The 13,465-nt window shown below is 59.8% G+C and carries 14 protein-coding genes; 5 read left to right on the forward strand and 9 right to left on the reverse strand.

The window, feature by feature from the left end; genetic code table 11:
* Nucleotides 1-106: 106 nt before the first annotated feature.
* Nucleotides 107-628 (forward strand): lactoylglutathione lyase, encoded by a 522-nt coding sequence (gene gloA / locus HX824_RS05220; protein ID WP_008432524.1) that lies wholly within the window; start codon nt 107-109, stop codon nt 626-628.
* A 63-nt stretch (nt 629-691) separates the two neighbouring features.
* Here gloA and ahpF read toward each other — a convergent pair whose 3' ends face one another.
* From ahpF to HX824_RS05235, 3 genes are all read right to left on the reverse strand, one after another.
* Nucleotides 692-2,257: an alkyl hydroperoxide reductase subunit F gene (ahpF, locus tag HX824_RS05225; protein ID WP_003212573.1), complete on the reverse strand. Its 1,566-nt coding sequence runs from the start codon at nt 2,255-2,257 to the stop codon at nt 692-694.
* 127 nt (nt 2,258-2,384) lie between these two features.
* Nucleotides 2,385-2,948, reverse strand: coding sequence for an alkyl hydroperoxide reductase subunit C (gene ahpC / locus HX824_RS05230; RefSeq protein ID WP_003173835.1), 564 nt, complete (start codon nt 2,946-2,948; stop codon nt 2,385-2,387).
* 149 nt (nt 2,949-3,097) lie between these two features.
* Nucleotides 3,098-4,024, reverse strand: coding sequence for a site-specific integrase (locus HX824_RS05235; RefSeq protein ID WP_102369017.1), 927 nt, complete (start codon nt 4,022-4,024; stop codon nt 3,098-3,100).
* A 161-nt stretch (nt 4,025-4,185) separates the two neighbouring features.
* Here HX824_RS05235 and HX824_RS05240 point away from each other — a divergent pair, with 161 nt between their 5' ends.
* Nucleotides 4,186-5,193, forward strand: a complete 1,008-nt coding sequence (locus HX824_RS05240; protein ID WP_177054229.1) for a DNA-binding protein — start codon at nt 4,186-4,188, stop codon at nt 5,191-5,193.
* Here the strand turns inward: HX824_RS05240 and gorA are convergent, their stop codons facing one another.
* Together gorA and HX824_RS05250 are read right to left on the reverse strand one after the other, a co-directional pair.
* Complete coding sequence (gene gorA, locus HX824_RS05245) at nt 5,194-6,552, reverse strand: glutathione-disulfide reductase (RefSeq protein WP_177049509.1); 1,359 nt, start codon at nt 6,550-6,552, stop codon at nt 5,194-5,196.
* A gap of 56 nt (nt 6,553-6,608) precedes the next feature.
* Nucleotides 6,609-8,747 (reverse strand): TonB-dependent siderophore receptor, encoded by a 2,139-nt coding sequence (locus HX824_RS05250; protein ID WP_102604911.1) that lies wholly within the window; start codon nt 8,745-8,747, stop codon nt 6,609-6,611.
* A 133-nt stretch (nt 8,748-8,880) separates the two neighbouring features.
* Between HX824_RS05250 and HX824_RS05255 the strand changes: the two genes are divergently transcribed.
* Nucleotides 8,881-9,648: a helix-turn-helix domain-containing protein gene (locus HX824_RS05255; RefSeq protein ID WP_102604912.1), complete on the forward strand. Its 768-nt coding sequence runs from the start codon at nt 8,881-8,883 to the stop codon at nt 9,646-9,648.
* Between the two features lie 55 nt (nt 9,649-9,703).
* Here the strand turns inward: HX824_RS05255 and galU are convergent, their stop codons facing one another.
* On the reverse strand, nt 9,704-10,543 hold the full coding sequence (gene galU / locus HX824_RS05260) for a UTP--glucose-1-phosphate uridylyltransferase GalU (protein WP_003212579.1): 840 nt from the start codon (nt 10,541-10,543) through the stop codon (nt 9,704-9,706).
* A gap of 307 nt (nt 10,544-10,850) precedes the next feature.
* Here galU and HX824_RS05265 point away from each other — a divergent pair, with 307 nt between their 5' ends.
* Both HX824_RS05265 and HX824_RS05270 read left to right on the forward strand, forming a co-directional pair.
* Entirely contained in the window at nt 10,851-11,036 is a 186-nt protein-coding gene (locus HX824_RS05265; RefSeq protein ID WP_003212580.1) for a hypothetical protein, read from the forward strand.
* A 144-nt stretch (nt 11,037-11,180) separates the two neighbouring features.
* Nucleotides 11,181-11,465, forward strand: coding sequence for a hypothetical protein (locus HX824_RS05270; protein ID WP_003212581.1), 285 nt, complete (start codon nt 11,181-11,183; stop codon nt 11,463-11,465).
* Here HX824_RS05270 and HX824_RS05275 read toward each other — a convergent pair whose 3' ends face one another.
* The 3 genes from HX824_RS05275 to HX824_RS05285 form a co-directional block, all read right to left on the reverse strand.
* Complete coding sequence (locus tag HX824_RS05275) at nt 11,466-11,696, reverse strand: hypothetical protein (protein ID WP_003212582.1); 231 nt, start codon at nt 11,694-11,696, stop codon at nt 11,466-11,468.
* Between the two features lie 63 nt (nt 11,697-11,759).
* Nucleotides 11,760-12,683 (reverse strand): c-type cytochrome, encoded by a 924-nt coding sequence (locus tag HX824_RS05280; protein ID WP_003212583.1) that lies wholly within the window; start codon nt 12,681-12,683, stop codon nt 11,760-11,762.
* Entirely contained in the window at nt 12,680-13,330 is a 651-nt protein-coding gene (locus HX824_RS05285) for a c-type cytochrome (protein WP_250884653.1), read from the reverse strand. The genes HX824_RS05280 and HX824_RS05285 overlap by 4 nt, the downstream gene beginning before the upstream one ends.
* Nucleotides 13,331-13,465: the final 135 nt, after the last annotated feature.

Below are 13,465 nucleotides of genomic sequence, written 5' to 3' on the forward strand. Positions count from 1 at the left end.
CAACCGGCAGGGCTGCGTATCATGGACCGGCTGCACGGATGCCAGCCGCAAGCCAAGGGATGCTCCAACCGGAGCCACGTTTGCCCCATTTTTCTCTGGAGGGCCCATGAGCCTGCACGAACTGAACACTTTCCCGGGCGTCACCGCCCAGCCTGACGCCGCCACCACGAACTTCGTATTCAACCACACCATGCTGCGGGTCAAGGACATCACCAAGTCGCTGGATTTCTACACCCGCGTACTGGGTTTTTCCCTGGTTGAAAAACGTGACTTCCCGGAAGCCGAATTCAGCCTGTACTTCCTGGCCCTGGTCGACAAGGCCCAGATCCCGGCCGACGCTGCCGCCCGCACCCAGTGGATGAAGTCGATCCCGGGCATCCTCGAACTGACCCACAACCACGGCACCGAAAACGACGCGGACTTTGCCTACCACAACGGCAACACCGACCCGCGTGGCTTTGGCCATATCTGCATCTCGGTGCCGGACATCGTTGCTGCCTGCGCGCGCTTTGAAGAACTGGGCTGCGACTTCCAGAAGCGCCTGAGTGACGGCCGCATGAAAAGCCTGGCCTTCGTGAAAGACCCGGATGCGTACTGGGTTGAAATCATTCAGCCAACGCCGCTGTAAGGTTCCGCCGGCAATAAAAAACCCCATGATCACTCATGGGGTTTTTCATTTCCGGGTCGGAATTTACGCCGGGGCGGAAGTGCGGATCAGGTGATCGAAAGCACTCAGGGAAGCCTTGGCGCCCTCGCCTACTGCAATCACGATCTGCTTGTACGGCACAGTCGTTACGTCGCCGGCGGCAAAAACGCCTGGCAGCGAAGTCTCACCACGTGCATCGACAATGATCTCGCCACGTGGAGTCAACTCCACAGTGCCTTTGAGCCAGTCGGTGTTGGGCAGCAAACCGATCTGTACAAAGATGCCTTCCAGGTCGATAGTCTTGAATTCGCCACTGTCGCGATCCTTGTAGGCCAGGCCGGTAACTTTCTGGCCATCCCCCTTGACCTCACTGGTCAGCGCGCTCGTAATCACGTCAACGTTCGGCAGGCTGTACAGCTTGCGCTGCAACACGGCGTCGGCGCGCAACTTGCTGTCAAACTCAAGCAAGGTCACGTGGCTGACGATACCGGCCAGGTCGATGGCTGCTTCAACGCCGGAGTTACCGCCGCCGATCACCGCCACGCGCTTGCCCTTGAACAGCGGGCCGTCGCAGTGCGGGCAGAAGCACACGCCTTTGGCCTTGTATTCCTGCTCGCCCGGTACACCCATTTCACGCCAGCGGGCACCGGTGGCCAGGATCACGGTCTTGGACTTGAGGGTCGCACCGCTTTCGAAACGGATTTCGTGCAGCTCACCGTTGTTTTTCGCCGGGATCAGCGCAGTAGCACGCTGCAGGTTCATGATGTCCACGTCGTACTGACGCACGTGGGCCTCCAGGGCGCTGGCGAGTTTCGGCCCTTCGGTTTCCTGTACCGAGATAAAGTTCTCGATCGACATGGTGTCCAGCACCTGCCCGCCGAATCGCTCGGCTGCAACACCGGTACGGATGCCTTTACGTGCAGCGTAGATAGCCGCTGCCGAACCCGCTGGGCCACCGCCGACGACAAGTACGTCGAACGCATCTTTGGCGCTGATTTTCTCGGCGGCTTTTTCGATACCGCTGGTGTCGAGCTTGGCGAGGATTTCTTCCAGGCCCATGCGGCCCTGGCCGAAGTTCACACCATTCAAGTAAACGCTGGGCACGGCCATGATCTGACGATCATCGACTTCAGCCTGGAACAGCGCACCGTCGATGGCGACGTGGCGGATGTTCGGGTTCAGTACTGCCATCAGGTTCAGCGCCTGGACCACGTCCGGGCAGTTCTGGCACGACAGCGAGAAGTAAGTCTCGAAGCTGAACTCGCCTTTAAGGGCGCGAATCTGTTCAATCACTTCGACACTGGCCTTCGAGGGGTGGCCGCCGACTTGCAGCAGCGCCAACACCAGCGAAGTGAATTCATGGCCCATTGGGATGCCGGCAAAACGCAGGCTGATATCGGCACCCGGGCGGTTGATGGAGAACGATGGCTTGCGCGCATCATTGCCATCGCTTTTCAGGGTAATCAGCGTCGAAAGGCTGGCTACATCCTGCAAGAGGGCAAGCATTTCCTGGGATTTCGCACCGTCATCGAGGGAGGCGACGATCTCGATCGGCTGGGTGACCCGTTCCAGGTATGACTTCAACTGAGCTTTAAGATTGGCGTCCAACATACGGGCGATTTCCTATTAATTCGGTTTATTGCAGACAAAAAAACGCCCGAGCGAATCTCGCCCGGGCGTTTCGAGGGCGGATGCAGCTTACTTAGGTGCGGTAACCCGCCCTTGGCATTTCACAGACTTAGATCTTGCCGACCAGGTCCAGGGACGGAGCCAGGGTGGCCTCGCCTTCTTTCCACTTGGCTGGGCAGACTTCGCCCGGGTGAGCAGCAACGTACTGGGCCGCCTTGATTTTGCGCAGCAGCTCGGAAGCGTCACGGCCAACGCCGCCATCGTTCAGTTCAACGATTTTGATCTGGCCTTCAGGGTTGATCACGAAGGTGCCACGGTCTGCCAGGCCAGCTTCTTCGATCAGCACGTCGAAGTTGCGGGAGATGGTCAGGGTCGGGTCGCCGATCATGGTGTACTGGATTTTGCCGATGGCTGGCGAGGTGTTGTGCCAGGCAGCGTGGGCAAAGTGGGTGTCGGTGGAAACGCTGTAGATTTCGACGCCCAGTTTCTGGAATTCGGCGTAGTTGTCAGCCAGGTCTTCCAGTTCGGTTGGGCAGACGAAGGTGAAGTCGGCTGGGTAGAAGAAGACGACAGACCATTTGCCTTTCAGGTCAGCATCAGTCACGTCTACGAAGTTGCCGTTTTTGTAGGCGGTAGCTTTGAACGGTTTTACTTGGCTGTTGATGATAGGCATCGTTGACTCTCCGTCAGGTTTGTAGAAGGGCTTAGTAAGTTGATGAGGTGAATCCTACCCACTCTCCCGGCCGATGGCTCATTGGCAAACCTGATGCTGACGATTGGTTTTCACTATCAAGAGACTGTATTAATAGAAGAAACCTTGAATCACTCGAGGGATGCCCGGGTCATGCCGAGAAAGGGCGTCGCTTCAACATAGCGCATGGCCGATTTCATGTCTTTCCAGCCGACGTAAGTCATCAACGACTTCAAGTCCCAGCCACTGCGATGAGCCCAGGTAGCGAAGCCCCGGCGCAGGGAGTGGCTGGTGTACTGATCGGCCGCAATCCCGGCACGCTCCAGCGCCTGGCGCAACAGCGGGATCACGCTGTTGGCGTGCAAGCCCTCCTCGCCCAGGTTGCCCCAGCGATCAATGCCGCGAAACACCGGGCCGCGCACCAGCGCTGAAGCGCTGAGCCATTCGCTATAGGCCTGCACCGGGCACAGCCGCAACAGCGCCGGCGTCTGGTAGGTGCGGCCGATATTTTCCCGATCGCTTTTGCTGCGCGGTAGATACAGGGTGATGCCCGAACCGGGCACCGCCTGCACGTGCTCGATATTCAACCGGCATAACTCATCACTGCGAAAGCCACGCCAGAAACCCAGCAGGATCAACGCTGCGTCACGCTTGGCCCGCAGCCATCGGGGATGGTCTTCTGCGCCTCGGGCGTCGTGGCCTTCCTGTTCGAGGAACTGGATGACCTGCTCCAGGTGCTGCAGCTGTAATGGCTCCGCCTGTTTTTCCTGAGCCGGGTGCAGGGCGCGAATGCCTTTCAGGACTTTGCGCACCACTGGCGCCTTGGTCGGATCAGGAAACCCCTGGCTGGTGTGCCACTGGGCCAGCGCCGATAAACGCAGCTTCAACGTGTTGACCGACAGCACGCCCGCATGCGCCACCAGATAGCGCGCCACGCTGTCGCTGGTCGCCGGCAGGAATCCACCCCAATTCACCTCGAAATGCTCGATTGCCGCTCGATAGCTGCGGCGGGTGTTATCGCGGGTGGCCGCATTCAGATAACGGTCCAGCTCACTCATGCCCGTACTGCCATTGGCTGTTGTCCATTTCAAAACCTGTATCACACGGGATAATACGCCAATATCCCATCTGATAAATCATCAATTTCGGCTTTAAAACAATCGTGATATAGTACGTATATACATACTACGTACCACAGTACCAAATCGACGGAGACTCCATGGCTCGCGGCGGCATCAATAAAGCAGTAGTTCAAACGGCACGCCTGGCGATCCTTGCCCGTGGCGAAAACCCGAGCATCGATGCAGTACGCATCGAGATGGGCAATACCGGCTCGAAAACCACGATTCATCGCTATCTGAAGGAGCTGGACGAAAGCGAAACCCGTCAGACCATCACCGAAGCGCCCATTGACGACGAACTGGGTGAACTGGTGGCGCGACTGGCCCAGCGCCTGAAGGAGAAGGCCCAGGAGCCTATCGACCTGGCCCTGGCGCAGTTCCAGCAACAGAAAACCGCCCTGCTCGCCCAGGTTGAGGAGCTGGAAGCGGCCCACTCCCAGCTCAAGCAGCAGTTCGATATCCAGTCCGCCGCCCTGGCCGATGAAAGCGCGGCCTTGCAAAGCACTCGCTCCAGCCTGCAAACCGAGCAAACCCGCAACGCCGGGCTGAGCCAGGCGTGCAGCGATTACGAGTTGCGGATCAACGACAAGGACGAGCAGATTCGCTCACTGGAAGAGAAGCACCTGCATGCCCGGGACGCCCTGGAGCATTACCGCAATGCGATCAAGGACCAGCGTGAGCAGGAACAGCGTCGCCATGAAGGCCAGTTGCAGCAGGTCCAGGCAGAGCTGCGCCAGGCCCAGCAGAGCGCGATGGTGCGCCAGGATGAAATCACTCAGTTGCACCGCGATAACGAGCGCCTGCTGATCGAGCATCGGGTGACCGTGAAGGAATTGAGCGCACTGCAGGAACAGGCTCGCCAGGACCGCGAACAGCAGCGTCAATTGAGCGAGCAAGTGAGCGTGATCGACAGCGAGCGTACCCTGTTGCAGGAGCGCTTGCGGGTTGCCCAACTGGAGAATCAGGCGCGCCAGGAAGCGCTGGCCGAGCATCAGAAGGCCAACAAAACCCTGGAACTGGACCTGGTCAAGGCCCAGGCCAGTATTGATGCGCTGCGCCTGGCAGCCGCCGTTGCGACGGCGCCGGAAGCAACTAACGAGGGCTGATTACTGCGCCACTGGCGTGCGCATGGTGACGAACTCTTCCGCCGCCGTTGGGTGCACGCCGATGGTTTCATCGAAATGCTGCTTGGTCGCGCCCGCCTTGAGCGCGATCGCCAGGCCCTGCACGATCTCGCCAGCGTCGGGGCCGACCATGTGGCAACCCAGGACCTTGTCGGTCTCGGCGTCGACCACCAGCTTCATCAGGGTCTTTTCCTGGCAGTCGGTCAGGGTCAGTTTCATCGGCCGGAAGCGGCTTTCGAACACCTGCACCTTGTGCCCGTCTTCACGGGCCTGCTCTTCGCTGAGGCCCACGGTGCCGATATTCGGCAGGCTGAACACCGCCGTCGGGATCATCGCGTAGTCCACCGGACGATATTGCTCAGGCTTGAACAAGCGACGTGCCACGGCCATGCCTTCAGCCAGGGCCACTGGCGTCAGTTGCACGCGGCCGATCACATCACCAATCGCCAGGATCGACGGTTCGGCGGTCTGGTACAGCTCATCCACTTCGACAAAGCCGCGCTTGTCCAACTTGACGCCAGTGTTTTCCAGCCCCAGGTTATCGAGCATCGGGCGTCGGCCGGTGGCGTAGAACACGCAATCGGCTTCCAGCACGCGGCCATCTTTCAAGGTGGCCTTGAGGCTGCCATCGGCCTGCTTGTCGATACGCTCGATGTCGGCGTTGAACTGCAGGTCCAGGCCGCGCTTGGTCAGCTCCTCCTTCAAGTGCGTGCGCACCGAGCCGTCAAAACCGCGCAGGAACAGGTCGCCGCGATACAGCAGCGAAGTCTGTGCGCCCAGGCCATGGAAAATCCCGGCGAACTCGACGGCGATATAGCCACCGCCGACTACCAGCACACGCTTGGGCAGCTCCTTGAGGAAGAACGCCTCATTGGAGCCAATGGCGTGCTCGCGCCCCGGGATGTCCGGGATCTGCGGCCAGCCACCGGTGGCCACCAGAATGTGCTTGGCGGTAAAACGCTCGCCGTTGATTTCTACCTGGTGCGGGTCCACCAGCCGCGCATGCCCTTCGTGCAGGGCCACGCCGCTGTTGACCAGCAGGTTGCGGTAGATGCCATTGAGGCGGTTGATTTCACGATCCTTGTTGGCGATCAGGGTCGCCCAATCGAAATTCGCCTCACCCAGGGACCAGCCAAAACCGCTGGCCTGCTCGAAGTCTTCGGCGAAATGCGCGCCGTATACCAACAGTTTCTTCGGCACGCAGCCCACATTCACGCAGGTACCGCCCAGGTAGCGGCTTTCAGCCACTGCCACTTTGGCGCCAAAACCCGCAGCGAATCGTGCAGCGCGCACACCGCCGGAACCGGCACCAATTACATAAAGGTCAAAATCGTAGGCCATTTCACTCTCCTCGGCAGGACAACAGCATACCTGCTGCCGCGCCAGAGGTCAGCGCCTTACCAGCGATACGTCGCGCTGGCCTGCAACGAACGGGTTGCGCCCCAGTAGCAAAGGAAACCGTTGCTGCAGTAGGCCAGGTATTCCTTGTTGAACAGGTTGCTGGCGTTGAGGGCCAGGCGCCAGTTCTGCACGTCATAGTGCGCCGCGGCATCAAACAGCGTGCGCGATGACACCTCCAGCGTGTTGTCGGCGCTGCCGTAGCTCGGCCCGAAATAGCGCGCACCCGCCGCGAAACCGACGCCCTGCAGCGGGCCGTCGTGGAAGGTGTAGTCCGCCCACAGCGAGGCACTCTTGCCCGGGATGCCGGTCGGGTGTTCGCCCTGGTCGCCGTCATTGGATTTGAGGATGCGCTGGTCCATCCAGGTGTAAAAACCGATCAGGCTGAGGTTCGAGGTGACCTCGGCATGGGCTTCCAGCTCGATGCCGCGGGAGCGGATTTCGCCTTTCTGGGTGGCAAAATTGGGGTCGACATCGTCGGTGGTCAGGACGTTTTGCTGACGCAGGTCGAACACTGCCGCGCTGTACAGGCTGCGGGAGCCCACAGGCTGGTATTTAACGCCGGCTTCGTACTGCTTGCCGGTGGTCGGCACAAATGTCGCGCCCAGCCGGTCAGTGCCCAGTTGCGGCTGGAACGATTCGCTGTAGCTGACATACGGCGCAACGCCGTTATCAAACACGTAGCTCAGGCCCGAACGCCAGGTGAGTTTCTCGTCGTGCTGGCGCGTGTTGCTCAGGTTGGCGCCGGTCAACGCGCTGTCCTGATTGTCGTAGGTACGCGCCCAGTCTTGCCGCACACCGATCAGCCAGCGCCAATGGTCGAAGCTGAGCTGGTCCTGCAGGTACACGCCAAACTGGCTCTGGGTGGTGTATTGGTTGATGGACACCGGCACCCTCGGCAAGGCGCTGAAGTCGGGGTTGTAGATATTGATCGCACTCGGGAAATACTGACCGCCCCGGTTGATGGTCTGCAACAGCCGCTGGAAGTCCGCCCCCATCAGCACAGTGTGCTTGACCGGGCCGGTGCTGAAGTCGGACTGCAACTGGTTATCAAGGGCGAACTGGCCAAGGTGCTCATGATTGACGTTGGCCCAGAGCGGCGCGGTGGCAAGGTTGGCGTCCAGCGGCCCGGTGAGGGAAGTCTGGTAGTAGTCGACGTCATCATGCATATAGCGCAGGTGCTGGCGAAAGCTCCAGGTGTCGTTGAACCGGTGGCTGAACGCGTAGCCCAGGGAAAACTGATTGCGCTTGAAGCGATCGCGGTCCGGGTCGCCCAGGTAATCATCGGGGCGCAAGCGCCCATTCGGGTTGTGCAGCGCGGTGCCATACGCGGGTACCGGGTTGAACAGCCCACCTTCCGGGTCGTATTGATAGTTGGCCAGCAGGGTCAGGCTGGTGTCGTCGTCGATGTTCCAGGTGATGGCCGGCGCGATGGCGATGCGCTGGTCCTTGATGTGATCGGTCTGGGTATCGGCCATGCGGCCCAGCCCGGTCAGCCGATAGGTCACATCGCCCTGCTCGTCCAGGCGCCCGCCAAAATCGAAGCCGGCCTGATAGCGGTTGTCATTGCCCACGCTCATTTGCAACACGTGCAGTGGCTCATCCGTCGGCCGCTTGCTCTGCATGTCCACCAGGCCGCCCGGCCCGCTCTGGCCGTACAGCACGGAAGCTGGCCCGCGCAGCACGTCGATGCGCTCCAGAAACCAAGGGTCGACCCGAGGCGTAGCGAACCAGGTCGTGCGATTGAGCTTGAGCCCGTCGAGGTAGGAGTCGGCATCGAAGCCGCGAATGCTCAACTGGTCAAACCGCAGGTCGTTATCCTGGGAGTAAACCCCTGGTGTGTAGCGCAATGCCTGGTCGACGGTTTGCGCCGCCTGGTCATCCATCTGCTGGCGGCTGACCACCGAGATCGATTGCGGCGTCTCCACGATCGGCGCGCCGGTTTTGGTGCCCACGGTGGTGTTGCGCGCCACATAGCCTGGCACCACGCCCTCTGCCGGCTCGGCCTCGGCGGCTGTCACCGCGGTGTCCTTCAACACGATGGGCGCGTCATCGGCCCACACAACAGGAGCAAGCGCCAACACCACCAGCGCCAGCCTGGAAAGGTAAAACGGAGGAGAAGACAACGCACCGGACATGACGATTCCTTGAAAAGTCTTTTTGTTAATCGTTCTTATTTAATATTGAATCGCGTTAAAGATCCGGTCATTCTTCTACGCGCACGGGTCAATTAATGACCGTTCCAACCTACATCTCAGGAATCATTCTTGATTGGACAACATCTGGCGTAAACGCTTTGGGGCGCCCGCTCGCAGCACCAGCGAGGAATTGCGGGTTCGGGCCCATGACTATGTCGATGGCGCACGGGAGATTTGGCACAGCCATGAATATGGCCAACTGGTGCACGCCACCCAAGGCGTGATCCGGGTGCTGACCCGCATGGGCGCCTGGACCGTCCCGCCGGCATACGGCTTTTGGATTGCGCCGGGTGTCGACCATGAATTGCACATGGTCGGTGAGGTTGCGATGCGCGCACTGTACGTGGAAAGCGATCAATTACCCACGGCGTGGCAATCCTGCCGATTGATCAGGGTGGAGCCGCTGCTGCGGGAGCTGATTCTGGGCATGCTCGCACCCGACGCCCACACTGCCCTGCTCACGCCATTGCTGCTGCACCAGTTGATATCCGCGACTGAAACCGAAGGCTGCAGCCTGCCATTGCCCCGGGACAAACGCCTGCTCAGTGTGTGTGAAATGCTTCTGGAAGACCCGGCGAACCCGGCCACCCTGGAAGACTGGAGTGAATCCATCGGCGCCAGCGTGCGCACCCTGCGCCGGCGGTTTCGGGATGAAACCGGGCTGAGCTTCAACCAATGGCGCCAGCAGCTACGGATTGCCGAAGCCGTTTGCCAGTTAGCCCAGGGCCGACCATTGGGGGCTATTGCACGGGACATGGGCTATGCCAACGGCAATGCGTTTGGTGCAATGTTCAAGCGGGTACTGGGCGAAGCCCCCAGCCGCTATTTGGGCAAGGCATAAAAAAACCTGCGGTCTTTCGACTCGCAGGCTTTTTCAACGGGCTGGCAACGATAAATCAGTAAGCCTTGCCAGTCTTGTAGAAGTGCTCGTAGCAGAAGTTGGTCGCTTCGATGTAGCCTTCAGCGCCACCGCAGTCAAAACGACGACCCTTGAACTTGTAGGCAATCACGCAACCGTCTTTTGCCTGCTTCAGCAGGGCGTCGGTGATCTGGATCTCGCCACCCTTGCCCGGCTCGGTTTCTTCGATCAGCTTGAAGATGTCCGGGGTCAGGATGTAGCGGCCGATGATCGCCAGGTTCGACGGAGCATCTTCCGGCGCTGGCTTTTCAACCATGTCGCGTACGCGGATCAGGCCATCACCGATATCGTCGCCGGCAATCACGCCGTACTTGTTGGTTTCCTGAGGATCGACCTCTTGAACCGCGACGATGGTGCAACGGTACTTCTGGTACAGCTTGACCATCTGGGTCAGGACGCCGTCGCCTTCCAGGTTTACACACAGGTCATCGGCCAGTACCACGGCGAACGGTTCGTCACCGATCAGCGGACGACCGGTCAGGATCGCGTGACCCAGGCCTTTCATTTGGGTCTGGCGGGTGTAGGAGAACGAGCACTCGTCGAGCAGCTTACGGATGCCGACCAGGTATTTTTCCTTGTCGGTGCCCTTGATCTGGTTTTCCAGCTCGTAGCTGATGTCGAAGTGGTCTTCCAGGGCGCGTTTGCCACGGCCGGTCACGATCGAGATTTCGTTCAGGCCGGCATCCAGTGCTTCTTCCACGCCATACTGGATCAGTGGCTTGTTCACCACCGGCAGCATTTCTTTGGGCATGGCCTTGGTCGCTGGCAGGAAGCGAGTGCCGTAACCGGCTGCTGGGAACAAGCATTTCTTGATCATATGAGTCCTTACAAAGGGCTGTGCGTACGAAATTCGGCGCAGTCTAATCAGGCCGCAGTCACCTTACAATGGGTCCTGCTGGCGTTGCGATGTCAACATAGAGAAAAAATGTCGGCGTAAGTTCCGCCGGCATTCAATCAAGTACCTTCGCCGCTGTTAGAAATCGTCGGCTTGTGCCCGTCATTCAAAGGGCTCCAACCTTTTTAGCATGCTTTATGGCGATCGGCACTGACCTGCAACAACTTGCGCCGCCCCACGCCGTTTGGCGCTATCATTACGCCCTTGAACCAGACAACGAGATTGATAGATGTCAGAACCAAAAGGCGTGAACGGCTACCTGATCACCAAGCGAGCGGACGGCTGGCACTTGATCAACTTCCATGGCGACAGCGTTGCCGGCGCATTCGCGACCGAAGCTCAAGCCTGTGCCGTGGCCGAAGTGTTTGTGGATGAGGCCGGCCACGCGTCGAGCAAGCGTCCGAAAACCAAGTAACACCGCGGTAACGCCAATCAAGCCTCGTTTGACGGGGCTTTTTTGTGTTTGTCTGTACGTTGATGGCGGTTCGCTATAATCTCGCCTGTAACGCCCCACGACAGTGTCAGCGCTCCCCTCCAACACCCTGATGACGACTCCTACATGAACAAGATCCTGGCACTGATTGCGGTACTGGCGCTTACCGGTGGCTGCACCACCACTTCCGACACGGTCCTGAAGAACGGCGAACAAGGACTGGCCATCGACTGCTCCGGCGAAGCCAACTCCTGGGCCAGCTGTTATGAAAAGGCTGATGCGTCCTGCGCGGGCACCGGCTACCGGATTGTCGGCACCGAAGGCACACCGGCCCTGAAAGAAAGCGACAAGACCCTGGGCAAGGATGTCGGCAACTACAAGACCCGCAGCGTGACGGTGGTCTGCAAATAATTACATGTGAATTTCGGCGAACTTGATGCCCAGGCCGCGAATGGTCTCGATCAAGTCGTCCAGGCGGGAGAAGGATTCGACTTCATCCTGGTCATCCACCAGGAAGTAACTGCGACCGCCGCTCTTCTTGAAGAACACGATCCACTCGCCCGTATCCGCGGGATTTTGAATCACATGGGTCGCAGAAATATGCCCCCCTGCATGCTGTTCCCTGACTTGCTCACGTTTCATGACTGAGTTTCCGAAAAGACAATGCCGCTGATTCAGCGGCATTTTTTATGGGTTATCGACAGTTTAACGGATGCCTTGGCCAATCAGTACGCCATCGACCGTCTGCCCGTAAAGATTGACGCCGTCATTGGCGTGGAACTTCACCCGGGTTTTCTCCACGGAGCCGTCCACGAGGCGCGGGTCCTGAGGACGCTCGTGACGGTTGACGTAGGCCGCCACGTCCCAGGCTTGCTGGTCGGTCAGGCTGCCGCCCTGGCCCAGGGGCATGTTGTGCTTGATGAAGGACGCTGCCGTATTGATTCGATGCATCCCGGCGCCCCAGTTGTAGGAGTCTTTACCCCAGAGCGGCGGCATCACGTAGTTGTCGCCCACTTTCTGGCCCTGGCCTTCGGCGCCATGGCACACCGCGCACTGGCCCTTGTAGACCTCTGCGCCCTGGGCCAGGTCGTAACCCTTGGCGGGTGCCGGCACGTCCGGGTAGCCACGGCCCGGCAGTTCGACGCCCAAGGGAGCCTTGCTCGCCAGCCAGTAGGCATATACCGACAGCGCGGTAATCTCCGGGCTGTCTGCAGCCGGTGGCGTGCCGCCATTCATGCTGAACTGGAAACAGCCCTGCAAACGCTCGGCGAAGGTGTTGACCTTGTCGTTCTTTTTTCGATACGCCGGGTACATCGGGTAGGCACCCCACAGCGGCGCCGAATTGGCCAGGCGACCCTGGTCCAGGTGGCAATTGCTGCAATTGAGGCCATTACCGACAAATTGCGGCGCCAGGCGCTTGGTGTCGACAAACAGCGCGTAGCCCTGTTTCACCAGCTTGCCGTAGGCGTTGTCCGGCAGCTCGCTTTCTTTGGGCGGCTGGAACTGCACGGCAGCCCCATGAGCGCCGGCTGGCTGCAACTGTGACTGGTCTTCCATGGCAATAGGGGCGGCATGGACGGGTACGCCGATCAGGCTTCCCAGCAGCGGAGCAAACAAGAAGCGCTTCATGGCTTGGCCTCCTGGCCGCTCAACGAGGCAAAATAGGCGGCCACGGCCTGCACTTCTTCAGCGCTGAGGGATTTGGCGATATGGCCCATCAGATCATTCGGATCGTTATGGCGCGTGCCGCTGCGCCAGGCGTTCAACTGCGCCGCGAGGTAGGCCGCAGATTGTCCGGCCAGGGGTGGAAACCCGTCGCCGACGCCCACGCCGGCCGGGCCATGACAGCTGACACAGGCCGGAATCTGGCGCTCCCACGCACCTTGCAGGGCAATCTTTTGCGCAGCGTCAGTAGGCATCTCGCTGCGGTGCACCGGCACAGGTGCGGGCGCAGGCATTGCCGCCAGCTGCCGGGTTACAGCGCTGACTTCCTCTTCCGTCAGGGCGTTGGCCAGTGGCTGCATCACCGGGCTGTTCCGGGCGCCACTTTTAAAATCCTGCAGCTGCTTACGCAAATACACCGCCGATAAACCGGCCAAACGCGGAAAACCCGCGGCTGCCAGCCCCAGGCCATCAGCCCCGTGGCAGGCCACGCACGGCGCAGCTCCCGGCTGCGAGCCGCCCTGCATATAAACGTTTTTCCCCTCCAGCGCGTGGGCATTGCCCAACATCAGCAACAACGCGCTACCCATCAGAACTCGTTCCAGAGACATCATCACGACTCCATTTTTATAGTTATATGCTTAGGCGAATTAGGCATAAGCCTACAAATGGTAGGGCAATGGCCCGATCGCGACAACACTCATCCGCGAGCAAATGGACGGTGTACTGAACATCGCGCACAAAAAAGC

The sequence above is a fragment of the Pseudomonas sp. D4002 genome, assembly GCF_013385665.1.
Lineage (GTDB): Bacteria > Pseudomonadota > Gammaproteobacteria > Pseudomonadales > Pseudomonadaceae > Aquipseudomonas.

Excerpts from the sequence above, each read along its gene's own strand:
- HX824_RS05265 (WP_003212580.1), top strand. The coding sequence starts at position 10,851 with ATGTCAGAACCAAAAGGCGTGAACGGCTACCTGATCACCAAGCGAGCG.
- HX824_RS05235 (WP_102369017.1), bottom strand. The coding sequence starts at position 4,024 with ATGAGTGAGCTGGACCGTTATCTGAATGCGGCCACCCGCGATAACACC.
- HX824_RS05285 (WP_250884653.1), bottom strand. The coding sequence starts at position 13,330 with ATGATGTCTCTGGAACGAGTTCTGATGGGTAGCGCGTTGTTGCTGATG.
- HX824_RS05240 (WP_177054229.1), top strand. The coding sequence starts at position 4,186 with ATGGCTCGCGGCGGCATCAATAAAGCAGTAGTTCAAACGGCACGCCTG.
- HX824_RS05280 (WP_003212583.1), bottom strand. The coding sequence starts at position 12,683 with ATGAAGCGCTTCTTGTTTGCTCCGCTGCTGGGAAGCCTGATCGGCGTA.
- HX824_RS05275 (WP_003212582.1), bottom strand. The coding sequence starts at position 11,696 with ATGAAACGTGAGCAAGTCAGGGAACAGCATGCAGGGGGGCATATTTCT.
- gorA (WP_177049509.1), bottom strand. The coding sequence starts at position 6,552 with ATGGCCTACGATTTTGACCTTTATGTAATTGGTGCCGGTTCCGGCGGT.
- galU (WP_003212579.1), bottom strand. The coding sequence starts at position 10,543 with ATGATCAAGAAATGCTTGTTCCCAGCAGCCGGTTACGGCACTCGCTTC.
- ahpC (WP_003173835.1), bottom strand. The coding sequence starts at position 2,948 with ATGCCTATCATCAACAGCCAAGTAAAACCGTTCAAAGCTACCGCCTAC.
- gloA (WP_008432524.1), top strand. The coding sequence starts at position 107 with ATGAGCCTGCACGAACTGAACACTTTCCCGGGCGTCACCGCCCAGCCT.
- ahpF (WP_003212573.1), bottom strand. The coding sequence starts at position 2,257 with ATGTTGGACGCCAATCTTAAAGCTCAGTTGAAGTCATACCTGGAACGG.
- HX824_RS05270 (WP_003212581.1), top strand. The coding sequence starts at position 11,181 with ATGAACAAGATCCTGGCACTGATTGCGGTACTGGCGCTTACCGGTGGC.
- HX824_RS05250 (WP_102604911.1), bottom strand. The coding sequence starts at position 8,747 with ATGTCCGGTGCGTTGTCTTCTCCTCCGTTTTACCTTTCCAGGCTGGCG.